Annotated in this window: 22 protein-coding genes; 6 read left to right on the top strand and 16 right to left on the bottom strand. The window is 62.8% G+C overall.

Annotated elements, in window-relative coordinates; all coding sequences use genetic code 11:
- Nucleotides 1-8: 8 nt before the first annotated feature.
- Both relA and rlmD read right to left on the bottom strand, forming a co-directional pair.
- Nucleotides 9-2,219 (bottom strand): GTP diphosphokinase, encoded by a 2,211-nt coding sequence (relA, locus tag I6L32_RS10470; RefSeq protein ID WP_010675631.1) that lies wholly within the window; start codon nt 2,217-2,219, stop codon nt 9-11.
- A 349-nt stretch (nt 2,220-2,568) separates the two neighbouring features.
- Nucleotides 2,569-3,891 carry a 23S rRNA (uracil(1939)-C(5))-methyltransferase RlmD gene (gene rlmD, locus I6L32_RS10465; protein ID WP_052814803.1) on the bottom strand — a complete coding sequence of 441 codons (1,323 nt, stop codon included), beginning with the start codon at nt 3,889-3,891 and terminating at the stop codon, nt 2,569-2,571.
- A 269-nt stretch (nt 3,892-4,160) separates the two neighbouring features.
- On the opposite strand from rlmD, the gene barA reads away from it, so the two are divergent.
- The 3 genes from barA to I6L32_RS10450 all read left to right on the top strand — a co-directional run bounded on the left by barA (nt 4,161) and on the right by I6L32_RS10450 (nt 8,354).
- Nucleotides 4,161-6,881 carry a two-component sensor histidine kinase BarA gene (barA, locus tag I6L32_RS10460; protein ID WP_052814802.1) on the top strand — a complete coding sequence of 907 codons (2,721 nt, stop codon included), beginning with the start codon at nt 4,161-4,163 and terminating at the stop codon, nt 6,879-6,881.
- Between the two features lie 64 nt (nt 6,882-6,945).
- On the top strand, nt 6,946-7,431 hold the full coding sequence (locus tag I6L32_RS10455; RefSeq protein WP_010675634.1) for a DUF1456 family protein: 486 nt from the start codon (nt 6,946-6,948) through the stop codon (nt 7,429-7,431).
- 32 nt (nt 7,432-7,463) lie between these two features.
- Nucleotides 7,464-8,354: an N-acetylmuramoyl-L-alanine amidase gene (locus I6L32_RS10450; RefSeq protein WP_161470273.1), complete on the top strand. Its 891-nt coding sequence runs from the start codon at nt 7,464-7,466 to the stop codon at nt 8,352-8,354.
- A 141-nt stretch (nt 8,355-8,495) separates the two neighbouring features.
- Here I6L32_RS10450 and pdxJ read toward each other — a convergent pair whose 3' ends face one another.
- The 10 genes from pdxJ to rpoE all read right to left on the bottom strand — a co-directional run bounded on the left by pdxJ (nt 8,496) and on the right by rpoE (nt 17,375).
- A complete protein-coding gene (gene pdxJ, locus I6L32_RS10445; RefSeq protein WP_010675636.1) occupies nt 8,496-9,233 on the bottom strand; it encodes a pyridoxine 5'-phosphate synthase in 738 nt (245 codons plus the stop codon).
- Nucleotides 9,234-9,390: 157 nt separating this feature from the next.
- On the bottom strand, nt 9,391-10,101 hold the full coding sequence (gene recO, locus I6L32_RS10440; RefSeq protein WP_039040537.1) for a DNA repair protein RecO: 711 nt from the start codon (nt 10,099-10,101) through the stop codon (nt 9,391-9,393).
- Nucleotides 10,102-11,001, bottom strand: coding sequence for a GTPase Era (gene era / locus I6L32_RS10435; RefSeq protein ID WP_041211854.1), 900 nt, complete (start codon nt 10,999-11,001; stop codon nt 10,102-10,104).
- A gap of 61 nt (nt 11,002-11,062) precedes the next feature.
- On the bottom strand, nt 11,063-11,734 hold the full coding sequence (gene rnc, locus I6L32_RS10430) for a ribonuclease III (protein WP_010675639.1): 672 nt from the start codon (nt 11,732-11,734) through the stop codon (nt 11,063-11,065).
- Entirely contained in the window at nt 11,735-12,673 is a 939-nt protein-coding gene (gene lepB / locus I6L32_RS10425) for a signal peptidase I (protein ID WP_216945050.1), read from the bottom strand.
- Nucleotides 12,674-12,676: 3 nt separating this feature from the next.
- Nucleotides 12,677-14,470: a translation elongation factor 4 gene (gene lepA, locus I6L32_RS10420; protein WP_042016225.1), complete on the bottom strand. Its 1,794-nt coding sequence runs from the start codon at nt 14,468-14,470 to the stop codon at nt 12,677-12,679.
- A gap of 159 nt (nt 14,471-14,629) precedes the next feature.
- Complete coding sequence (locus I6L32_RS10415; RefSeq protein ID WP_039040538.1) at nt 14,630-15,091, bottom strand: SoxR reducing system RseC family protein; 462 nt, start codon at nt 15,089-15,091, stop codon at nt 14,630-14,632.
- A gap of 90 nt (nt 15,092-15,181) precedes the next feature.
- Complete coding sequence (locus I6L32_RS10410; RefSeq protein ID WP_010675643.1) at nt 15,182-16,162, bottom strand: MucB/RseB C-terminal domain-containing protein; 981 nt, start codon at nt 16,160-16,162, stop codon at nt 15,182-15,184.
- Between the two features lie 21 nt (nt 16,163-16,183).
- On the bottom strand, nt 16,184-16,771 hold the full coding sequence (locus I6L32_RS10405) for a sigma-E factor negative regulatory protein (RefSeq protein WP_041211670.1): 588 nt from the start codon (nt 16,769-16,771) through the stop codon (nt 16,184-16,186).
- Nucleotides 16,772-16,793: 22 nt separating this feature from the next.
- Nucleotides 16,794-17,375: an RNA polymerase sigma factor RpoE gene (gene rpoE / locus I6L32_RS10400; protein WP_010675645.1), complete on the bottom strand. Its 582-nt coding sequence runs from the start codon at nt 17,373-17,375 to the stop codon at nt 16,794-16,796.
- 181 nt (nt 17,376-17,556) lie between these two features.
- Here rpoE and nadB point away from each other — a divergent pair, with 181 nt between their 5' ends.
- The gene (nadB, locus tag I6L32_RS10395) at nt 17,557-19,164 is read left to right on the top strand and encodes an L-aspartate oxidase (protein WP_010675646.1); all 1,608 of its coding nucleotides are present in this window, start codon (nt 17,557-17,559) and stop codon (nt 19,162-19,164) included.
- A gap of 120 nt (nt 19,165-19,284) precedes the next feature.
- Here the strand turns inward: nadB and I6L32_RS10390 are convergent, their stop codons facing one another.
- Nucleotides 19,285-19,656 (bottom strand): protein YgfX, encoded by a 372-nt coding sequence (locus tag I6L32_RS10390; protein ID WP_043154867.1) that lies wholly within the window; start codon nt 19,654-19,656, stop codon nt 19,285-19,287.
- A gap of 58 nt (nt 19,657-19,714) precedes the next feature.
- Nucleotides 19,715-19,984, bottom strand: coding sequence for a succinate dehydrogenase assembly factor 2 (locus tag I6L32_RS10385; protein WP_010675648.1), 270 nt, complete (start codon nt 19,982-19,984; stop codon nt 19,715-19,717).
- A gap of 113 nt (nt 19,985-20,097) precedes the next feature.
- Between I6L32_RS10385 and ygfZ the strand changes: the two genes are divergently transcribed.
- Nucleotides 20,098-21,009 (top strand): tRNA-modifying protein YgfZ, encoded by a 912-nt coding sequence (gene ygfZ / locus I6L32_RS10380; protein ID WP_039040540.1) that lies wholly within the window; start codon nt 20,098-20,100, stop codon nt 21,007-21,009.
- A 7-nt stretch (nt 21,010-21,016) separates the two neighbouring features.
- Here ygfZ and I6L32_RS10375 read toward each other — a convergent pair whose 3' ends face one another.
- On the bottom strand, nt 21,017-21,898 hold the full coding sequence (locus I6L32_RS10375; protein ID WP_216945049.1) for a LysR family transcriptional regulator: 882 nt from the start codon (nt 21,896-21,898) through the stop codon (nt 21,017-21,019).
- 124 nt (nt 21,899-22,022) lie between these two features.
- Between I6L32_RS10375 and I6L32_RS10370 the strand changes: the two genes are divergently transcribed.
- The gene (locus I6L32_RS10370; RefSeq protein ID WP_124244252.1) at nt 22,023-22,460 is read left to right on the top strand and encodes a PACE efflux transporter; all 438 of its coding nucleotides are present in this window, start codon (nt 22,023-22,025) and stop codon (nt 22,458-22,460) included.
- 70 nt (nt 22,461-22,530) lie between these two features.
- Here the strand turns inward: I6L32_RS10370 and I6L32_RS10365 are convergent, their stop codons facing one another.
- Nucleotides 22,531-22,872, bottom strand: coding sequence for a hypothetical protein (locus tag I6L32_RS10365; protein WP_010675652.1), 342 nt, complete (start codon nt 22,870-22,872; stop codon nt 22,531-22,533).
- Between the last annotated feature and the right edge of the window lie 105 nt (nt 22,873-22,977).

Below are 22,977 nucleotides of genomic sequence, written 5' to 3'. Positions count from 1 at the left end.
GTTGAGCATTACAGCCGCTTGGCGCTGATCACGTCGTTGAGCTGACTGAGCTTGGCCAACGCCCGGTTGAAGGCGTTGATGTTGTAAATCTCCAGCTCCATGTCTATTTCGGCGGTCTGCTCGCGCACGTTGGAGCGCGAACGCACTCCCATCACGTTGATCTTCTCGTTGGCGAGCACGGTGGTGATGTCGCGCAGCAGGCCGGACCTGTCGTTGGAGAGAATGCGGATGGTGAGACCGTAACCGCCGGAGTAGTTCTCCCCCCAGACCGCATCGATCAAGCGCTCCGGGTTGCGACGCGACAGCTCCTTGAGCTGCTCGCAATCCTCCCGGTGGATGGAAACCCCCCGTCCCATGGTGATGAAGCCCTGGATGGCGTCCCCCGGGATGGGCTGGCAGCAGCGGGCGATGTGAGTCATCAGGTTGCCCACCCCTTCCACTACTATGTGATCCTTGGGTTTGGGGCGGAAGGGCACATTGGCCTTCTGCTCCAGCTTCTCCAGCAGACGGCGATCTTCTTCTTCCGCCGTCGGCTTGTTGTAGCGGGTGTCCAGATAATTGAGCAGCTGGTTGATGCGGATGTCGCCGCTGCCGATACCGGCCAGCAAATCTTCCAGCTCCTCCGCATGGAAGCGCTCCAGCACCACCTTGTCCACCTTGGATAGGGTGAGGTTGTGTCTGTCCAGCTCTTTCTCCAGCAGCTCCTTGCCGGCGGCGATGTTCTTGTCCCGGTCCAGCTTTCTGAACCAGGTGGCCACCTTGGCCCGCGCCCGGCTGGAGCGCAGGAAGCCGGCGTTCGGGTTCATCCAGTCGCGGCTCGGGTTCGGCTCCTTCTGGGTGATCACCTCAACCTGATCACCGGTTTGCAGCGTATAGGTGAAGGGCACGATACGACCGTCGATCTTGGTGCCGATGCAGCGGTGACCGATCATGCTGTGCACGTGATAGGCGAAGTCGAGCGGCGTCGCCCCTGCCGGCAGGTCGATGACATCGCCCTTGGGAGTGAAGACATAAACCCTGTCCTCGAACACCTGACTGCGCAGATCGTCCAGCAAGGAGCCGCTCTCCGAGAGGTCCTCCTGCCAGGCGAGGAGTTTGCGCAGCCATTCGATCTTGTCTTCGAAGGTGCTGGTCTTGGCAGCGGCCTGGGCCCCTTCCTTGTAGCGCCAGTGCGCAGCCACACCGAGCTCCGCATCCTGATGCATCTGCTCGGTACGGATCTGGATCTCCACTGTCTTGCCCTCCTCCCCCACCACCACGGTGTGGATGGACTGGTAGCCATTGGGCTTGGGGTTGGCGACATAGTCGTCAAATTCGCGGGGAATATGGTGGAAATGGGTGTGAACGATACCGAGCGCCGCGTAGCAATCCTGCAGCCGCTTGGTGATCACCCGCACCGCGCGCACATCGAACAGCTCGTTGAATTCGAGGTGCTTCTTCTGCATCTTGCGCCAGATGCTGTAGATGTGTTTCGGTCGGCCATAGACCTCGGCCTCGACGCCGGCCTCGGCCAGGGCATCGCGCAGGGACTGCACGAATTCGCGGATGTAGCGCTCGCGGTCGAGCCGTTTCTCGTCCAGTTGCTTGGCGATCTGCTTGTAGGTATCCGGGTGCAGGTAGCGGAAGGCGAGATCCTCGAGCTCCCACTTGAGCTGACCGATACCGAGGCGGTTCGCAAGGGGAGCATAGATGTTGGTGATCTCCTGGGCCATCAGCACCCGGGTCTCCTCATCCGCTTTCTTCGCCTCACGCAGGCAGGCGATGCGCTCCGCCAGCTTGATGACCACGGCGCGCACGTCCTCGACCATGGCGAGCAGCATGCGGCGCACGTTGTCCACCTGCTCCGGCGAGGTTTCGCTGCGGTGAAGGGTTTGCAGGGAGCGGATGGCCTCCATCTCCAGCACCCCTTCCACCAGCTTGGCGATCTTGGGGCCGAAGTCCTCGTTCACCTTTTCCTGGCTGATGAGACCGGCTTCGACGAAGGGATAGAGAATGGCGGCCTTGAGGGTGGCGAGATCCATGCTGAGCATCAGCAGGATGCCCACCATCTCGACCCCGCGCACCAGCAGGCGGTTGGTGAGCGCTTCGTCACCCAGGGTCAGGCAGTACTGGTAGACGGTTCGCAGCTGATTCTTGTCACTTTCACTCAGGGTAAGGGAACTGACCCACTCATCCAGAGTGAAATTGTCTTTCAAATGAATATCGCGCACCGCAACCATGGTATCAATCCTTAAAAGTGTGGGGTCGAAAGCCGATGCTCTCCTCATCCCCTCATCAACTGATGACTGCCTCAAATGGGGATGCATGAAAGAGTTTTCAAGGCATGTCACCGCGCAAGGTGACAGGGCTCTTCCCCGCATCCGATCCACTATCGACGACCTAGATTACCCTAATCACTCCCGCTCAAACAGCGCTGCCGCCGCTGGAAAACCAAGATAACCGCATGCTGCCCTGCCCATTGAAGGCAGCGAGAAACACCTGTTTTACCTCACTCTGGCAGCATCATGCACATCGAAAAATCATCACGACCGCATCTTGATTCACCCAGAATAATGCGGTCGTCTCGACTCAGCCTCGTTCGAACAGCGCCATGGACTCCAGATGACCAGTGTGGGGGAACATGTCCAGCATCCCCAGACGGGTCAGCTTGTAGCCCCCCTGCACCAGCACCTGACTGTCACGGGCCAGGGTGACCGGGTTACAGGAAACATAGACCACCCGTTTGGGGGAAAGTGCCACCACGTGGCTCATCACCTCCAGCGCCCCGGGTCTGGCCGGATCCAGCAGTACCAGATCGAATCCTTCCCGGGCCCAGGACATGCCCACGATGTCACCGCTCAAGTCCGCCTTGTAGAAGCGGGCGTTGTCGATGCCGTTGCGGCGGGCATTCTCCTGTGCACGCGTCACCATGGCGAGCTCCCCTTCCACCCCCACCACTTCGCGGGCCTGACGGGCCAGCGGCAGGGTGAAGTTGCCGATGCCGCAGAAGAGGTCCAGCACCTTGTCATCCTTGCCTGCGTCGAGCCAGCTCAATGCCTGCTCCACCATGCGCTGGTTGACGGGCCCGTTGACCTGGATGAAGTCGCCGGGAGCGAATGCAAGAGACAGGCCATCCAGCGTGTAACTTGGCTGAGACTGTTGACGCAGAGGTTCGATCTGCTCGTCCGCCGCCTGCAGATAGAGGTCTATCCCCTGGGCGGTGGCAAACTCAGTCAAGTGCGCCCGATCTGCCTCGGTGGGGCGACCGGTGTGGCGCAGCAGCATCAGAATGCCCTGCTCCCCCTTAATGAGTTCCGCATGGCCCAGTTCGCGCTGGCTCTTCAACCGGTTGAGGCATTCGCGCAGAGGGGCGATAAGAGCAGAGAGGGGCTCGGCCAGCACAGGACAGCCGGCAATCTCTACCAGATCGTTCGACTGGCGACGACGAAAGCCCACCCGGGTGCAGCGACCGTTCTTGTCAAACTTGATGGCCAGACGGCAGACCCGGCGGTAGGCGCGGGACTCCCCCGTCAGCGCAGGTGCCAACGCTGGCGCCTGGATGTTGCCAAGGCGCTCGAACAGGCTGACCAGTCCCGCCTCCTTGGCCGCCAGCTGATCTCCCTCTCCCAGGTGCTGGGCACTGCAACCGCCACACTCGCGATAGTGGTCGCAGAAGGGGGCAACCCGGTTGACCGCCGGGGTCACCACCTGTTGCAGGGCGGCGTGGGCATAGTGCTTCTTGTCGTCGATGATGCGGGCCTTGATGGCCTCGCCGGGCAGCGCCCCTTCGACGAAGATGGCCTTGCCTTGATGACGGCCGACGCCGACACAGTGGTGATCCAGACTGTCTACCGTAAATTCAATACGTTGGGGCTGGGTGGATTTCTTTTGGGGCTTGAAAAACTGGGCCATAAAACTTGGTGCCTATAGGTGGCTATGTCATGATTGTGGAATCTGCGGCAGACCATTGTCCCACAAGAATAATCGTATGACCAAATACGGCCTGAGGGCCCCAGCCGCGGCATCCGCCCCATCGTCCATTCTGACCAAAAGTGGCCCATTGATATGACCGGATACGGCCTGAGACCCCGTACAGCGACAATGACTGTATTGCCTGCCCGACCCCGGTGCCTGCATGCGCCCCGGATCATGGCTTCTCTTGCGAAAGGCGGGTCGGCGGCATGACCAAGTACGGTCTCAGGGCCCGGGTGCTGGCCTTCACCATCTTGCCGACCCTCATCATTGGCGGCCTCATCGCCGGCTATTTCACCTTCCACCGCTATCAGCAGCTGGAAAACAACCTCATCGATCAGGGCATCAACATCATCGAGCCCCTGGCCATCGCCAGCGAATACGGCATGACACAGCACAGCCGCGAATCCCTCAAGCGGCTGATCGGGCTCACCCATCGCAAAAACTCGCCCTTCATCAAGTCCATCGCCGTCTTCACCCAGGAGAACCAGCTGTTCGTGACGTCCAACTATCACAGGGACTTCAGCCAGCTTCGTCTGCCGGACGGCAGCGTCATCCCGGCCCTGACCAGCGTCTCCGTCAACGGCGATGACATCATACTGCGCACCCCCATCCAGGCAGAGACCAGCCTGGACGGCTTCCCGCTGCCAAGCGACCTGGAGCCGCCGGTCATTGGCTACATCTCCATGCAACTCGCCACGGACAGGGCCATCGTCCTGCAGTACCGCGACGCCTTCTTCGCGGTCATCATCGTGCTCATCGGGCTGGCCATCAGCGCCCTGTTCGGCTTCCGTCTGGTCAAGAGCGTGACCCAGCCCATCACCGACATGGTGCAGGCGGTGCACCGGATCAGGGAGGGGCGACTCGATACCCGGGTCAGCGGCCAGCTCACCGGCGAGCTGGACATGCTCAAGAACGGCATCAACGCCATGGCCAAGGCGCTCTCCGAATATCACGAGGAGATGCAGCAGAACATCGATCAGGCGACGTCGGATCTGCGGGAGACCCTCGAGCAGATCGAGATCCAGAACGTCGAGCTCGACATGGCGAAGAAGCGCGCCCAGGAGGCGGCCAGGGTCAAGTCCGAGTTTCTCGCCAACATGTCCCACGAGCTGCGCACCCCGCTCAACGGGGTCATCGGCTTCACCCGCCAACTGCTCAAGACCAGTCTGACCCCGAGCCAGACCGACTACATGCAGACCATCGAGAAGTCGGCACGCAACCTCCTTGGGATCATCAACGACATCCTCGACTTCTCCAAGCTGGAGGCGGGCAAGCTGCAGCTCGAGCACATCCCCTTCAGCCTGCGGGACACCCTCAACGAGACCATGCACCTGCTGGGGCCGAGCGCCCACGACAAGCAGCTCGAACTCTCCCTCCAGGTGGATGCCGCCGTGCCGGACTACCTCACCGGCGACCCCATGCGCCTGCAGCAGGTGCTCACCAACCTCACCGGCAACGCCATCAAGTTCACCGAGCGCGGCAACGTGGACGTGCGTGTCGAGCAGACCGGGGAATCGAACGGCAACAAGGTGCGCCTGCGGGCGCTGATTCGCGATACCGGCATCGGCATCTCGGAAGAGCAGCAGCGCCAGTTGTTCCAGGCCTTCAACCAGGCAGACTCCTCCATCTCCCGCCGCTATGGGGGCACCGGGCTCGGGCTCGTCATCACCCAGAAGCTGGTGCAGCAGATGGGGGGCCAGATCCGCTTCGAATCCGAACTCGGCAAGGGGTCGGTCTTCTCGTTCCACCTGGATCTGGATGTCTCGCCCCTGCCCCAGAGCGAGCGGCTTCCGCTGGATCGCATCCAGGGCAAGCGGGTCTGGCTGCTGGAGCCGGATCCCTTCACTCACGCCTCCCTGCTTGCCCTGCTGGGAGAGTGGCACCTGGATGTGCACTCCCTGACGGTGGACGAGGAGTGGCCCCCGATGAGCAGCCAGGACATGGTGCTCATCGGCAGCAGCACCCTGCACAGCCCGCAGCAGGTGATTGCCCGTCTCGACGGACTGGACGGCCAGCAGAACACCATAGTGCTGCTCAGCAGCCACGAGCCGGCCCTCTACGACGCCATGCTGGCCCACGGCGCCGTCCACTGCCTCTCCAAGCCCATCAACCATCGCAAGTTGCTGCACGCTCTGCTCTCCCCCGAGGCGGTACGCCGTGCCCCCCTGCCCGCGCCGACGCCGCGCAGCGTGCAGGCTGTCAAGGTGCTTGCGGTGGATGACAACGCCGCCAACCTCAAGCTCATCGCCGCCATGCTCAAGGAGATGGTGACCGAGGTGGTGGTGTGCAAGAACGGCAAGGAGGCGGTCAACCTGGCCCAGAGCCAGCCGTTCGACATCATCTTCATGGATATCCAGATGCCCGTCATGGACGGCATCAGCGCCACCCAGGCGATCCGCCACCACTCCCTCAACACCGAGACCCCCATCGTCGCGGTCACCGCCCATGCCATTCCCGGTGAGCGGGAGCGCCTCATTCGCCAGGGCATGGACGACTACCTGGCCAAACCCATCGACGAGGGGATGCTGGCGCAGCTCATCACCGACTTCGCTCACCGGCGGCACCAGAATCACGGGGATCAGCAGATAGACTGGCCCCTCGCCGTGCGTCAGGCCGCCGGCAAGCCAGCCCTCGCCCGGGAGATGCTGACCATGCTGCTGGCCAGCTTCGACGAGGTGGAGCCCATCCTGGCGGCGGCGCTGGAAGGGAGTGCCGACGATGCAGACGTGCTGGCCCAGCTCCACCGCCTCAACGGTGGCTGCGCCTACTCCGGGGTGCCGGGTCTGCAACGCCTGCTCTCCCAGCTCGAGCAGCAGCTGCGCGACGGGGTCACCGTGAGCGATCTGGAACCCGAATTGCTGGAGCTGCAGGATGCCCTGGAGCAGGTGAGGCAGGAGGCCCCCCGCTACCTGGCCCTGACCGACTGAGGCGCTTTTTCTGACTGGACAGGCGGCAGGTGGTAACATCTGCGCCGTTTCCACAGGAGTCAACATGACCAACAACGATATTCTGCGCCGCCTGCGCTATGCCCTCAGCATCAGTAACGACCAGATGGTCGAGATCTTTGCCAAGGGCAATCTGGCCATCACCCATGCCCAGTTGCACGGCTGGCTGATGAAAGAGGCCGAAGAGGGCGAGGCACAGGAAGCGGGCTTCGCCGCCTGCCCGGACTCGGCACTGAGCCAGTTCCTCGACGGCTTCATCGCCCTGCGCCGCGGTGTGCGGGAAGATGCCCCGCCCCAGGTGATCCCGAACCGGATCAACAACAACCTGATCCTGCGCAAGCTGCGCATCGGCCTCAACTACAAGGAAGAGGAGATGCTGGGCACCCTCAAGCTCGCGAACTTCAACCTCTCCAAGTCCGAGCTGAGCGCCCTGTTCCGTGCCAGGGATCACAAGCACTATCAGGATTGCGGGGATCAGATCCTGCGCAACTTCCTGATTGGCCTCACCGCCAAATACAGGCCCGGGCCCTGATGACCGCCTCCGGCCAGGTGCGAGGCTAGACCATGGGCTGGCGCCGCCTGCTGACTCCACGCCCGTCGGCGAGCGGCGGCGCGTGCCGGTTCGCGGCGCGCTGGCGCTGGTCACTGCCCCTCATCCTGCTGCTCGGCGCCTGCCAGCCTGCGCCCTATCGTCTCAACCAGGATCATCAGAGCGCCAGCCAGAACGAACGCATCGCCTTTCTCATCCTGCACTACACGGATGAAGAGGATGCCCGCTCCCTACGCCTGCTGACCGAACCGGAGCACAAGGTGAGCGCCCACTACCTGATCCCCCGCGACACCGACGAGCAACCGTTCCCGGTCTACCAGCTGGTGCCCGACAGCCAGCGGGCCTGGCACGCCGGACGCAGTCGCTGGCATCACTACGCCGGGCTCAACGCCAGTTCGCTCGGCATCGAGATAGTGAATCTCGGGTATGACGAGAAAGACGCGGCCCTGCCCGCCCATCTGAGACACTGGCAACCCTATCCTCCTGCCCAGATCGCCGCCCTCGGCGCCCTCGCCCGGGATCTGGTCGAACGCTACCAGATCCCCCCCACCCAGGTGCTGGCCCACAGCGACGTCGCCCCCGAGCGCAAGCAGGATCCCGGCCCCCGGTTCCCCTGGCGCGAGCTCGCCCTGCGCTACGGTGTCGGCGCCTGGCCCGACGAGGCCCGGGTGGCCGAGCTGCGCCAGACGCAGCTCATCCCCTGGGATGCGCTGCAATGGCAGCAGCAGCTTGCCCGTTACGGCTACGGCCTCCCCCAGCACGGCGCCTGGGATGAGCAGAGTCGCGCCGTCCTGCGCGCCTTCCAGCTTCACTTTCGCCCCGCCCTGGTCACCGGCGAGCCGGATGCCGAGTGCCAGGCCATCCTCACCGCCCTGCTGGAGCGCTACTTCCCGGAACCAGGCTGAGACGCCCCTTCCCTTTCGCCCTCTGCACACGGATGCCCGGCCCCATGCCAGATGAGCACGGGGTTCACCCCGCCTTCCACTCCTGAAAACCACAAGGGACGCCGAAGCGTCCCTTGTGGTTTTCATACCTGCGAAGCGGCATCAGATCCCCTGACGGGCTTCCTGCATCAGCGCACGCATGTCGCTGACCGCCTTGGCCAGACCGTCGAAGGCGGCGCGACCGATGATGGCATGACCGATGTTGAGCTCATAGAGCTCGGGGATCGCGGCGATGGCCTTGACGTTGTGGTAGTGCAGGCCGTGGCCCGCATTGACCTTCAAGCCCTTGCCAGCGGCGTAGGAAGCTCCGGCTGCGATGCGCTTGAACTCGGCGTTGCGCTCGGCATCCGTGGTGGCATCGGCGTAGCGGCCGGTGTGGATCTCGATGAAGGGAGCACCGCTCGCGGCGGCCGCATCGATCTGCAACGGATCCGCATCGATGAAGAGCGACACCTGGGCGCCCACGGCGGCCAGGCGGGTCACCGCATCGGTCACCTTGTCCAGCTGGCCCGCCACGTCCAGACCACCCTCGGTGGTCACCTCGGTGCGCTTCTCCGGCACCAGGCAGACGAAGTGGGGCTTGATGCGGCAGGCGATGCCGATCATCTCCTCGGTCACCGCCATCTCCAGGTTCATCCTGGTCTGGATGGTCTGGCGCAGGATCTCCACGTCCCGGTCGGTGATGTGGCGGCGATCTTCCCGCAGGTGGACCGTGATGCCATCGGCACCGGCCTGCTCGGCCACGAAGGCGGCCTGTACCGGATCCGGATACTGGGTGCCGCGGGCGTTGCGCAGGGTGGCGATATGGTCGATGTTCACACCCAGGTAGATCTCGCTCATTGCTTACTCCTTGATACAGGTCATCTGTGAATGCCGGAGCGGGTGGAGCCCGCTCCTCTGTCCATGTGCCGCCGCAGGCCGGTTCTGGTCGCGGCGACAGCATTATTGTTCATGAAAGGCGATGTCATAAACACAAAACATCACCAGATAATAAAAATCAGCTTGAAACACTGCCTTTTCGCTTCAAAAAGAGCTCCCTGCTCTTCAGTTGACGCTTGCCGAGATAGGGCTGCAGCGCCAGTCGGCTGAAACGCTTGGCCGCCTGCAGCAAGGGAGGCGTGTCAAAACGCCCCTCGGCGAAGGCCAGCAGGTGGGCGCCGAGGAACAGGGTACGGGGATCCGGCGCCCGCTCGCAAGCGACAAAGCCGAGCTCCCGCTCGAAGCCGTAGAGCAGGGTGGGGTCGATGGGGGAGTCGTCGTCCGCGGCATATTCGAAGTCCACCGCGTAGCCCAGGGCCTGCAGCAGCAGGAACTCGAAGCGGCGCAGGGGCAGCTCCGGGGTCTCGCCGTCCGCCAGGGCCATGATGGCACGGGCATAGGCGTCGAACACCTCGGGGAAGGGGGTGTGCGCTTCCAGCAGGTAGTAGACCAGCTCGTTGAGATAGAGGCCGTAGAAGAGACGATCCCCGCCGAGGCGCAACGAGTGATCCGGGCACTCCACCTGGGTGAGGTTCTTGAGATCCCCCTTGCCGCGCCAGGCAATGGTGAGCAGGGTGAAGGGCTGAAGCAGCCCCTTCAGAGAGGAGCGTGGCCCGCGGGAACCGCGAGCCACCAGGGTGAATCGACCGCTATCCTGGGTGAAGACCTCGACCAGCTGGCTGGTCTCCCGATAGGGCCGACTGTGGATGACGAAAGCCGGGGTCAGCAATCAGTCGTCGCCATACCCGAGGCTGCGCAGGGCCCGCTCGTCGTCGGCCCAGCCGGACTTGACCTTGACCCACAGCTCGAGATGCACCTTGTTCTGGAACAGCCGTTCCATGTCGATGCGCGCCTCTGTGCCGATGGTCTTGATCTTCTCGCCCTTGTTGCCGATGACCATCTTTTTCTGGCCTTCGCGCTCCACCAGGATGAGCCCGTGGATGTGGTAGAGACCGGTCTCCTCCACCTTGAAGCGCTCGATCTCCACCGTCACCGAATAGGGCAGCTCCTCACCGGTGAAGCGCATCAGCTTCTCGCGGATGATCTCGGAGGCCATGAAGCGGGAAGAACGGTCGGTCACGTAATCTTCCGGGAAGAAGTGGACGTTCTCCGGCAGCAGATCCTTGGCCCACTCGCGGATCTTCTCCACGTTGGTGCCCTTCTCGGCGCTGATGGGCAGGATGTGGGCAAAGTTCATCTGCTGACCCAGCCACTCGAGGTGCGGCAGCAGATCCTCTTTCTCCTTGACGTTGTCGATCTTGTTGACCGCCAGCACCACGGGGCACTTGAGGTGGCGCAGCTTGCCCAGCACCATCTCGTCATCCTTGGTCCAGTGAGTGCCGTCCACCACGAACACCACCATGGCCACGTCCCCCAGGGAACTGGTGGCGGCGCGGTTCATCAGACGGTTGATGGCCCGCTTCTCCTCGATGTGCAGACCCGGGGTATCCACATAGATGGTCTGATGGTTCTCCTCGGTGTCGATCCCCAGGATCCGGTGACGGGTAGTCTGGGGCTTCTTCGAGGTGATGCTGACCTTCTGGCCGAGCAACTTGTTGAGCAGGGTGGACTTGCCCACGTTGGGGCGGCCCACGATGGCGACAAAGCCGCAATAGGTGGTATCTGTCATGACCGCGTTCCCAATGCTGATGGAGTGAAATGAGCGCACAGTGCCGGATCCGTCATGGTGCTCATGACAGCCGTTCCAGTGCTTGCTGCGCCGCGGCCTGTTCGGCCTTGCGGCGGCTGGAGCCGATCCCGACCAGGGGGCCATCCAGCCCATCCACTTCGCACTGGACGGTGAACTCCTGGTTGTGGGCCTCGCCCTTGACGTTGGTCACCGTGTAGGTCGGCAGGGATTTGCGGCTGCCCTGCAGGATCTCTTGCAGACGGGTCTTGGGATCCTTCTGTTCGATCCCGGGCTTGATCTCGCCAAGGCGGCTGGCATACCAGCCGAGCAGGAGGCTGCGCACCCGCTCCAGATCCGTGTCCAGATAGATGGCGCCGATCACCGCCTCGACGGTGTCGGCCAGGATGGACTCGCGGCGAAAACCGCCGCTTTTCAGCTCCCCCGGCCCCAGGATCAGGTGATCCCCGAGGTCGAATTCCCGGCCCAGCTCGGCCAGCGTCTTCTCGCGCACCAGGGTGGCGCGCATCCGGCTGAGATCCCCTTCCGCCGCCTGCGGGAAGCGGTGGAAGAGGTCATCGGCAATCACCAGACTCAGGATGGAGTCCCCCAGAAATTCCAGGCGCTCGTTGTGACGGGACCCTGCGCTGCGATGGGTCAGGGCCCGGGTCAGCAGCTCAGGATCCTGAAAGACATGCCCGAGACGGGACTGCAGTCTGTTCATCTTGATATTCATTTACTTGATTCCGCCAATGCGGTTGAAGCGCACACCGGTCGGCACCCAGCTCGGCAAGCTGGACCCTTCCTCGCGCTCGAATTCGAAACTGATCCAGATGGCGACCGCCTTGCCCACCAGGTTCTGTTCGGGCACGAAACCCCAGAAACGGCTGTCGGTGCTGTTGTCGCGGTTGTCACCCATCACGAAATAGTGGCCTTCCGGCACCACCCACTCGTCGGGGTAGGTGCCGGGCTGGCGATAGTAGCGGTCCACCAGGTCCGGCATCAGCGGGTTGCGCAAGGTCTCGTGGGAGACATCGCCCAGCTGTTCGGTGTAGCGATCCAGCGGGATCCCCATCTGGCTGAACTCGCCGCGCTGCTCGAACTTGACGTCCAGCTTCTGGAAGCCGGGGCAGGTTTTCCCTTCCTGTTCGTCGCGGCTCTCTTCCACACAGCGCGGCCGGATCATCAGCTCCTTGTTGCGATAGATGACCCGATCGCCGGGCATGCCGACCACCCGCTTGATGTAGTCCACCCGGGTATCCAGCGGATACTTGAAGACCACCACATCACCGCGCTTCGGCTCACCGGTCTCGAGGAACTTGGTGTTGGTCACCGGGTCCTTGAGGCCGTAGGCAAACTTCTCCACCAGGATGAAGTCGCCCACCAGCAGGGTCGGCATCATGGAGCCGGACGGGATCTGGAACGGCTCGAAGATGAAGGAGCGCAGGATCAGCACCAGCGCGATCACCGGGAAAACCCCGCCGGTCTGTTCGATCCAGACCGGCATGGGGGCCACCTTGGCCAGTGTCTTCTCGTCCACATCCGGACCGGCATTGGCACGGGCGGCGGCAATCTTGGCTGCCCGCTGCTTGGCCCAGACCAGCTTGTCGAGCGTCCAGATGATGCCGGTCAGCAGGGTGACGACGACGAGGATCAGGGAAAAGGTGCTTGCCATCGATTAATCCTTTCCGACGTGGAGAATGGCGAGGAAGGCCTCTTGCGGCACGTCCACACGACCCAGGGACTTCATCCGCTTCTTGCCTTCTTTCTGCTTGTTCAACAGCTTCTTCTTCCGGCTCACGTCACCACCGTAGCACTTGGCGGTGACGTCTTTACGCAATGCCTTGACGGTGCTGCGGGCGATGATCTGGTTGCCGATGGCGGCCTGAATGGCGATGTCGAACATCTGGCGCGGGATCAGCTCGCGCATCTTCTCCACCACCTGGCGACCGCGATACTGGGCGTTCTCCTTGTGGGTGATGATGGCCAGGGCGTCGACCCGCTCGCCGTTGATCATGATGTCCAGACGGACCATGTCGGAGGTTTCGAAACGCTTGAAGCCGTAGTCAAGGGAGGCGTAGCCGCGACTGGTGGACTTCAGACGGTCGAAGAAGTCGAGCACCACTTCCGCCATCGGGATCTCGTAGGTCAGCGCCACCTGCTTGCCGTGGTAGACCATGTTGGTCTGTACGCCGCGCTTCTCGATGCAGAGGGTGATGACGTTGCCCATGTACTCCTGCGGCAGCAGGATGTGACACTCAGCGATGGGCTCGCGCATCTCCTTGATGTTGTTGATGGCAGGCATCTGGGCCGGGCTGTCGATGTGGATGGTGGAGCCATCGTTCAGCTCGATCTCGTAGACCACGGTCGGCGCGGTGGTGATGAGATCCAGATCGTATTCACGCTCCAGACGCTCCTGGATGATCTCCATGTGCAGCATCCCGAGGAAGCCGCAGCGGAAGCCGAAGCCCAGCGCCGTGGAGCTCTCCGGTTCGTAGAACAAGGAGGCGTCGTTGAGGGAGAGCTTCTCCAGCGCATCGCGGAAGGACTCGTAGTCATCGCTGGAGATGGGGAACAGGCCCGCATAGACCTGGGGCTTCACCTTCTTGAAGCCGGCCAGCGCCTTCTCGGCACCGTGCTTGGCCAGGGTCAGGGTATCCCCCACCGGCGCACCGTGGATGTCCTTGATGCCGCAGACGACCCAACCTACCTCGCCACAACCCAGGCCGTCGGTGTCCACCTGCTTGGGGGTGAAGATACCGATGCGATCCACACCCCACACCTGACCGGTGCTCATCACCTTGATCTTGTCGTTCTTCTTCAGGGAACCGTTCTTGATCCGCACGAGCGACACGACCCCGAGGTAGGAGTCGAACCAGGAGTCGATGATCAGCGCCTGCAGCGGCGCCTCCGGATCCCCTTCCGGGGACGGGATCTTGGCGACGATCTCTTCCAGCACCAGATCGACACCGAGGCCGGTCTTGGCGGAGCAGCGCACCGCGTCCACCGCGTCGATGCCGACGATGTCCTCGATCTCCTCGGCAACCCGCTCGGGCTCTGCGGCCGGCAGGTCAATCTTGTTCAGCACCGGCACCACTTCCAGCTCCATTTCCATGGCGGTGTAGCAGTTGGCCAGAGTCTGTGCCTCAACCCCCTGACCGGCATCCACCACCAGCAGTGCCCCTTCACAGGCAGCCAGGGAGCGAGAAACCTCGTAGGAGAAATCCACGTGGCCCGGGGTGTCGATAAAGTTCAGCTGATAGGTGTTACCGTCTTGTGCCTGGTAGTTCAGGGTCACACTCTGTGCCTTGATGGTAATGCCGCGCTCGCGCTCCAGATCCATGGAGTCCAGCACCTGGGCCTGCATCTCGCGATCGGACAGGCCGCCGCAAGTCTGGATCAGACGGTCCGACAGGGTCGACTTACCGTGGTCGATGTGCGCAATAATCGAAAAGTTACGAATGTGTTTCATCGAGCAAGAATCACTCAAAATTAAGTTAGGGTCGGATATGAGGGCAGGATTTTACTGGATAACCCGGTCGACGGCCAATCTTTAGTCGGCGGGCCCCACAAATAGCGCCTTGTCTGGCGGGCGTTGGGCACCTAGATGCCCTCCGCCAGACCCGGCTCCTCAAGAGAGATGACGGGTATTGAGCACCACCCCGAGCATGCGGGGACCGTATTCCCCCTGCTCGAGCCGGTCAGAAAAGTAACGAACCAGTAAAAATCCGATGGCGCCGCCCAGCAGACAGCAGAGGATGGTCACCCCCTCTCCCGCCGACAAGAGCGGCACCAGCCAGAGCTGGCCGAGCAGGGCGCCCAGCAGCAGACAGAAGAGCGGCAGCACGTACACCAGGGCCGCACCGCGCAGGATGCTGGCCTGAGGGATGCCCAGGCGGATCTGCTGGCCCACCGCCACATCGCCGGTGAGGGCGACCCGCAGCCGCTGCGCCTTCATGGGAAAGGCCTTGGCGACGGTGCCGGTCCCGCAGCTGGATTGTTGGTGGCAACCGCTGCAGGCGGATCGCCGCTCGCACTCCACCCAGGCGTGATTGCCGTCGATGGCCACTACTGTGGCCAGCTCTTCACTCATGTTACTCACCTGATGACTCCTCACAGGGGGCGGTGGATGCACCGGATCTCAGCACGGCGGCACCCTCAGGGCAAGTCTCACGGCAAAGACTCACTGCACCGCCTCGTTGCGGGCCAGGGGCTGCACTGCCTCGGCGATGCGCTTGGCGGTTTCGGCGGGCACCTCGCCCACCACGGTGATCTCCACCCCGACCTCGTTGACGAAGCTCACCAGCGAGGTAGCCCCCTGGCGAATCAACTGCTGGCGCACCGCCTGCTTGGGATCGACCCGGGAGACGTAGACGGAGAGATCCACCAGCCCGTCGGAGAGCATCATGTAATCCACCGGCAGACTGGTGCTGACCAGCTGATGCCGATCCTGAGAGAGCACCTTGAAGCCATCGGGCAACCAGGTCAGGTGCCAGTTGAGGGTCTGCTGGGGAGCGGGATAGGCATCTTCCAGCGCCAGCGCATCCGGCAGCTTGCTGCGTGCCAGGGTGACCAGCCAGGGGGCCGGCGCAGATTGCCTGTCCAGATCCACCCCCAGCACCTGTTCCACCAGATTGCCTTCCCGATCCACCATGTCCACCCGCAGCAGCAGATGGCTCTGTTCGTCAATCCAGAGCACGAAGCCGTACTTGTCCGCCTCCTTGGGCACCAGCCGCACCACTTGTGCCACCAGGCCGGCCACCCGGCTGCGGCCCGCCAGCACGGGGTCATAGCTCTCCATCACCCGGGGCAGCGGCATCCTCACCAGGCTCGACCACACCCCGGGGAAACGCGCCCCTTTGAGGGTGTAGGGTTCATGGGTGTTTTCGAAGAAGGTGTATTCGTTCTGGCGTTGCAGGAACTCCACGGCCTTGCCGTCGAGATAGCTCAGGTGAGCCACCTCCTTGCCATCGATGATCCCGTGGCTGAAACGGATAGGCTCGAGGCGCCCCTGGCGGGCCTTGACCATGGACAATTCGAAGTTTTGTTGCGAAACGGCACTCTGCATCTGCTGCAACAAGGCCTCGGCCGACAGATCGTCGGCCGAGGCCTTGGCACAAATCAACAGGAGAGAGGCCAGCAGGATACGGCTGGACTGGCGCACGATCTGATCCCTAAAAATGCGTTATTCCTGAATCTGCTTGTCTTGCAGCAGACGCTGTTGCAGTTGATGGTCGCGCAGGAAGGCATTGATGCGCTCGCGCTGCTCCTGCATCTGCTGCTCGCTCAGACCTTGCTGACGCACACCGGTCCGGCTGCCATCCTGGGGATAGTGCACGCTCACCGGCGCAGCACTGCCACCCACGGGTATGGTATTGAGCACCGGGCTGGTCGGCACACCATCCTTGCCCTGGTACTGCTGCACGCCGAAGATGACGGCGGCAGCCACGGAGGCGGCAATGGCATACTGCCCCACTTGCTGGCCAAAGCGGCGAACGAAGGGGATCACCTTGCCGGCGGGCTGCACCTGGGGCGCAGCAGGCTGTGCCGGCTTGGGCGCCAGTATGGCGGGTTCATCCTCCAGCGCCAGCATGATGCTGTCGCTGAGATCCAGTTGCAGATTGACCGGCAGGTCACCCCGCATGGCATCACCGATCAGATGGTAACGCGACCAGGTATCCTGCAGAGCGGGATCCGTTCCCAGCTCGTTCAGTACCTCGATTTCGCTGAGGTCGCCATCCATCAGGGCTGAAAGTTGCTCTTTATTTGCCATAAGTTTGCCTGTCTTTCCCCAGTTAATGCTCGATCAGAGGTTGCAGCTTTTTATCGATTGCTTCCCTCGCCCGGAAGATGCGGGATCTCACCGTACCCACCGGGCAATCCATGATCTCCGCAATCTCCTCGTAGCTCAGCCCTTCCATTTCACGAAGGGTGATCGCCGTTCTCAAATCTTCTGGCAAGGCTTCTATGGCGGTAAACACGGTGCGCTTGATCTCGTCGGTCAGCGCCAGGTTTTCCGGGGTGGCCACCTCTTGCAGGGCTTCACCACCACCATAATATTCAGCCTCGTCCGCTTCGACATCACTGCTGGGCGGTCTGCGCCCCTGTGACGTCAGGTAGTTTTTGGCCGTGTTGACGGCGATCCGGTACAACCAGGTGTAAAACGCGCTCTCGCCACGGAATGTCGGCAACGCACGGTAGGCCTTGATGAATGCCTCCTGCGCCACATCCGGTACATCGCCCGGATTGTTGACATACCTGGCCACCAGGTTGACCACCTTGTGCTGGTACTTGCGTACCAACAGGTTGAATGCATTTTTATCGCCACGCTGGACCCGTTCAACCAGCTGTTCGTCCAGTAGATTCTGGTCGCTCATCAGAGCCGTAAAACCCCCATCAGGTTATCGTTTTTCTTTTCCGGCCCCTTCTAAGCGCACAAGTTCAGACAGGAGGAATCAGGGAAAGTTCGCTTGCATTGAAAAAAATGTGATGCGGGCTGCATCACAACCCCCCTTGGGCTACCATGGGGCCAGTTCTTAATCCAGGCCAATGATACTTATGAAAGCAAGTGTTGAATACCTTTGCGACGTACTCATCATTGGCAGCGGTGCCGCCGGTCTGTCCCTCGCGTTGCGATTGGCAGACCAGGCCAAAGTCCTGGTTCTGAGCAAGGGGCCCATCAGTGAGGGGGCCACTCTCTATGCGCAAGGAGGCATCGCTGCCGTGTTCGACGAGACCGACAGCATCGAATCCCACGTGAGCGACACGCTCAACGCCGGCGCCGGGTTGTGCGACCCGGCGGTGGTGGAGTTCACCGCCCGCAACGCCCGCGACTCCATCCAGTGGCTCATTCAGCAAGGGGTCCCCTTCGATCAGGAAGAGGATGCCGAGGGGGAATCCCACTATCACCTGACCCGGGAAGGGGGCCACAGCCATCGCCGCATCTTCCACGCGGCCGACGCCACCGGCAAGGCGGTGCAGCTCACCCTGATCGACCAGGTGCGCGCCCACCCCAACATCCAGCTGATGGAGCGCTTCAACGCGGTCGATCTCATCACCACCCGCAAGCTGGGTCTGCCGGGCAACAAGGTACTGGGAGCCTATGTCTGGAATCGCAACGCCGAGCAGGTCGAGGTGATCCGCGCCCGCTTCGTGGCACTGGCCACCGGCGGGGCCTCCAAGGTGTACCAGTACACCTCCAACCCCGATGTAAGCTCCGGCGATGGCATCGCCATGGCATGGCGCGCCGGCTGCCGGGTGGCGAACCTGGAGTTCAACCAGTTCCACCCCACCAGCCTGTTCCACCCGGACGACCCCAACTTCCTGCTGACCGAGGCCCTGCGCGGCGAAGGGGCCTATCTGCGCCGTCCCGACGGCAGCCGCTTCATGCCGGAGTTTGACGAGCGGGCCGAGCTGGCCCCGCGGGACATCGTCGCCCGCGCCATCGACCACGAGATGAAGCGCCTCGGGGCGGATTGCATGTATCTGGACATCAGCCACAAGCCGGCGGATTTCATCATCAAGCACTTCCCGACCATTTATGAGCGCTGCCTCGCGGTCGGTATCGACATCACCAGGGAGGCGATGCCCATCGTCCCGGCGGCCCACTACACCTGTGGCGGCGTGATGATCGACAACAACGGCCAGACCGACATCCCCGGCCTCTATGCCATCGGCGAGGTGACCTATACCGGGTTGCACGGCGCCAATCGCATGGCCTCCAACTCCCTGCTCGAATGCGTGGTCTATGCCCATCAGGCGGGAGCCGACATCCTGGCCAAGCTGCCCACCAGCGTGGCGCCCCCCAGCCTGCCGGCCTGGGACGAGAGCCAGGTGGATGACTCGGACGAGCAGGTGGTGATCCAGCACAACTGGCACGAACTGCGACTGATGATGTGGGACTACGTGGGCATAGTGCGCACCAACAAGCGCCTGGCCCGGGCCAAGCGTCGCATCGATCTGCTCAAGCAGGAGGTGCAGGAGTACTACGCCAACTTCCGGGTCTCCAACAACCTGCTGGAGCTGCGCAACCTGTTGCAGGTGGCCGAGCTCATCGTCAACTGCGCCCTGGAGCGCAAGGAGTCTCGCGGTTTGCACTACAACCTGGATTATCCGGACATGCAGCCGGACTCCAAGCCGACCGTGCTGACCCCGGATCGGGAATGACGCCGGATCAGGAATAAGGCCGTTGCGTTCGATTCGGGCGTATGCCCTCCCCCAGATGACCCCGCCCAGGCGGGGTCATCTGCTATGAGCGGCAGATGTGGCAGGTAGAGAGAGACGCCCCTAGCGGACAGCGAGGTGGATGGCGCGGGCCAGGGCGCGGTAGTGTGCTGGGGCCAGGGCATCGGAGAAGAGCCAGAGCTGCCCCTCGGAGCCCTCCACCGTCTTCAGCCGCAACCAGAGCACCCCGGGCAGGATGCGGCTGCGAGGATCGAGCCGATGGCGCGCCCCTTGCCACTCGAGCCACTCCCCATCCCAGACGAGCACGCCGCTCGCCGCCGGATGGCGGCGCAACGCGCGCCACAGACTCAGCCCCCAGACAGGGAGGAACAGCCCCCATTGCCAGCCCTGGATCAGGCTGGCGACGGGCAAGAGCAGCAACAGAAACAGGATGCACAGCAGCAGACGCTGCTGGCGGGAGGCGATCACGGGCATCACTACCCGCTGGGAAGACGCGAGGCTGACCATGAGGGGTGGCGGTCGCGAGTCGGGCTCAGCGCAGGCTGTCGTGGCGGGCCTGGTTGCGCTCGAGGATCAGGGGGATCATGGCGGCAAAAGCGGGATCCTCGGGCACGCCGTGACCCATGCACCAGCGGAACAGCTCGGGATCCTCGCACTCCAGCAGGCGGATGAAGGTGCGCTGTTCGGCCTCGCCGAGGCCATCGAACTCGTGCTCAAAGAAGGGCATAAAGATCACATCCAGCTCGAGCATGCCGCGACGGCAGGCCCACTTCAGGCGGGACTTCTCACTTGGGTTCAACATGGAACTCTCCTTACAAAGACCGGGGAATGGTAGCAGCAGGATTTTCCGGCTGACAAACATTCCTTACGTCTTTACCATGCAGGTCACATACTTTCTGTCTCTGGAATCCCATCGTGAGCCTGCCGACCCCTCTTCTTCCTGCCGAGCCGACCCTGTTTTCCCTGACCAACCTGGCCATCACCCGCCTCGGCGGCCCGGATCGCGCCAAGTATCTGCAAGGTCAGGTCACCTGCGACGTCAACGCCCTGCAACCGGGCCAGAGCACCCTCGGCGGCCACTGCGATCCCAAGGGCAAGCTGTGGAGCGATTTTCGCCTGCTCTGCCTGGAAGACAGCCTGCTGATGCTGACCAAGCCCTCGGTGCTGGCCCGCCAGCTGCCGGAGCTCAAGAAGTTTGCGATCTTTGCCAAGGTCGAGATCGGCGAGTTTCAGGGCAGCCTGACCGGACTGGCCGGTCAGGGGACGGACGACTGGATGGCACAACACTTCGCGCTGACCGGCACCGGCCTGGTGGAGGGCGGCATGGCAGTCAGGGTGGAGGCGGACCGCTGGCTGCTGGCGAGCACATCCCCGCTGGCCCTGAACCTGCCGGTGGGCGACGAAGGACTCTGGTGGGGGCTGGAAATCAAAGCCGGTCTCCCCCATCTGGAAGCGGTCCATCAGGGGGAATACATCCCCCAGATGCTGAACCTGCAAGCCCTTGATGGCATCAGTTTCAACAAGGGCTGCTACATGGGGCAGGAGACGGTGGCGCGCGCCAAGTATCGCGGCGCCAACAACCGCGCCCTCTTCGTGCTGAGCGGCACTGCCGCAACGCAGGTAGCCAGCGGTGACACCCTGGAGATCCAGCTCGGTGACAACTGGCGCCGCAGCGGTCTGGTGCTCAACGCCTGGCAGCAGCAAGGTCAGGTGTGGCTCACCGCCGTGCTGCCCAAGGATACCGAGGCCGACGCCCGCTTCCGCCTCAAGCTGGAAGAGGGCTCCAGCCTCGGTCTGCAACCCCTGCCCTATGCGTTGATCGACTGAATCCCCCCTAGCGAGGCACCCGCGCCAGCAGTGCCTCCTGCAACCAGCGCCCCGCCTGCCCGAGCGGGCGGGCGCGATACCACTGCAACTCCAGCGCCAGTTCCGCCTCGGCGATGAAGTCCGGCTTGAGCACCACCAGCTCCCCCCGCGCCAGGGGCCGGTGCAGCAGAAACTCGGGCACCGCCGCCCATCCCAGCCCCAGTTTCACCAGCTCCAGGATCCCGAGATCCCCCTCCACCCACCACACTTGCGCCGAGAGACGGAAGCGATGACGCTCCGTCCCCTCCCGCCGTCCGGTCACCATCAACTGGCGAGCCCCTTGCAGGTCGCTCTCCTTCAACGGCGTCTTGTGGGCCAGGGGGTGATCCGGAGAGACCACCAGGGGCATGGTGACCGTCCCCAGGGAGCGGGAGACCAGCTCCCGCTCGGGGTGCGCCTTTTGATAGCTGATGCCGAGCTGGGTACGGCCGCTCTTGAGCAGCTCGGTCACGTCCTCCATCAGCGGGAACAACAGCTCCAGCTCCACCGCCGGGTAACGGCTGGCGAACTCCTCCAGCAGGGAACCAAGCCAGGGCAGGTGGGAGTCATCGTCGATGGCCAGGGTGAGGCGCGACTCGACGCCGTTGGCCAGTTCTCCTGCGATGGCCTGCAGTCGCTCGCTCTGGGCCAGCAGCACCCCTGCCTCCTGACAGATGCGGGCACCCGCCTCGGTCAGCACGGGATAGCGGCCGCTGCGATCGAACAGCGCAAGGCCGAGATCGATCTCCAGGTTGGCGATGGCGGCACTCACCACCGACTGGGCCTTGCCCAGCCTGCGCGCCGCCGCCGAGAACGACCCGGTCTCGGCCGTCGCCAGCAATGCCTTGAAGTGTTCCAGTGAAGGGGTCATGAGCCTGCTCCGCCGTGCCGTTGTGTCGTCACATCTATCTATTTTAGCGATAGATACCAACGTGAATCTATCCAGTTTTGGCGATACATTGCCGCCATTCCCTGACCAAAGAGAGAGATAAACCATGCGTACGACCCGTGACCGCCTGCGCCACGCCATCGGCTTCGAATTGATTGGCCTGCTGATCGCCGCCCCGCTGGCTAGCTGGGTGACCGGCGTCGGGCTCAACCACATGGGCCCCCTGGCCCTGTTCTTCTCGGTGGTCGCCACCGTCTGGAACTATGTCTACAACATCGGCGTCGACAGGCTGCTGCTGCGCCTGCAGGGCCATACCCACAAGAGCCTGTGGCAGCGGGTGCTGCATACCTTGGGTTTCGAGGGGGGCTTGCTGATCGTCGCCCTGCCGGTGATGGCCTGGTGGCTCGACATCGGCCTGCTGGAGGCGCTGGTGCTGGATATGGGCTTCGTGCTCTTCTACCTGGTCTATGCCTTCGTCTACAACTGGAGTTACGATAAGGTGTTCCCCATTCCCATGGGACAGGTGCAGAAGGCACTGGGATAAGTGATTCGAGGGGTAAGGGCGAGGCACCATCATGCGATGGCATGATGGTGCTGAAGAGGGCCTCGCGGGGTCAGGCCTGGGCCTTGACCTCTTCCGGCGGGGTATCGTCCTGCCTGGTTTCCTGGCGCATCATGGCTTCGAGGTCGCTCTGGTACTGGTTCAGCATGCGCTGGGCCGCCACCATGTCCCCCTTGTGCAGGCGCTCGAACAGATGATGCTGCACCACGCCGTTGAGGTACTCCACCGTGATGGGTTGCTCCAACGCCGACAACAGCTCCTCTTTTTCCAGCTCCGCATTGATCTCGTCGACACTGGTACGCAGCAGACCGGCCAGTTGCACCAGCATGCGGCGCTCCCCTTCACGCAACAGGCTCAACATGCGGTTTCTCTGCTGCTCATTCTGTTGGGTCATACATTTCCTTACGTAGAATTGGAACAAGCCCGCTCATTCTGCCCTGTCCTTTTCACAGCGTCCATCTCGGGCGCATGACTTATTCCGGGTGCGGGGGGCCGGGTG

Origin of the sequence: Aeromonas sp. FDAARGOS 1402 (genome assembly GCF_019046925.1) — a bacterium.
In the GTDB taxonomy this organism is placed as follows: Bacteria; Pseudomonadota; Gammaproteobacteria; order Enterobacterales; family Aeromonadaceae; genus Aeromonas; species Aeromonas caviae.
This window is presented reverse-complemented; position numbering and strand designations above follow the sequence as displayed.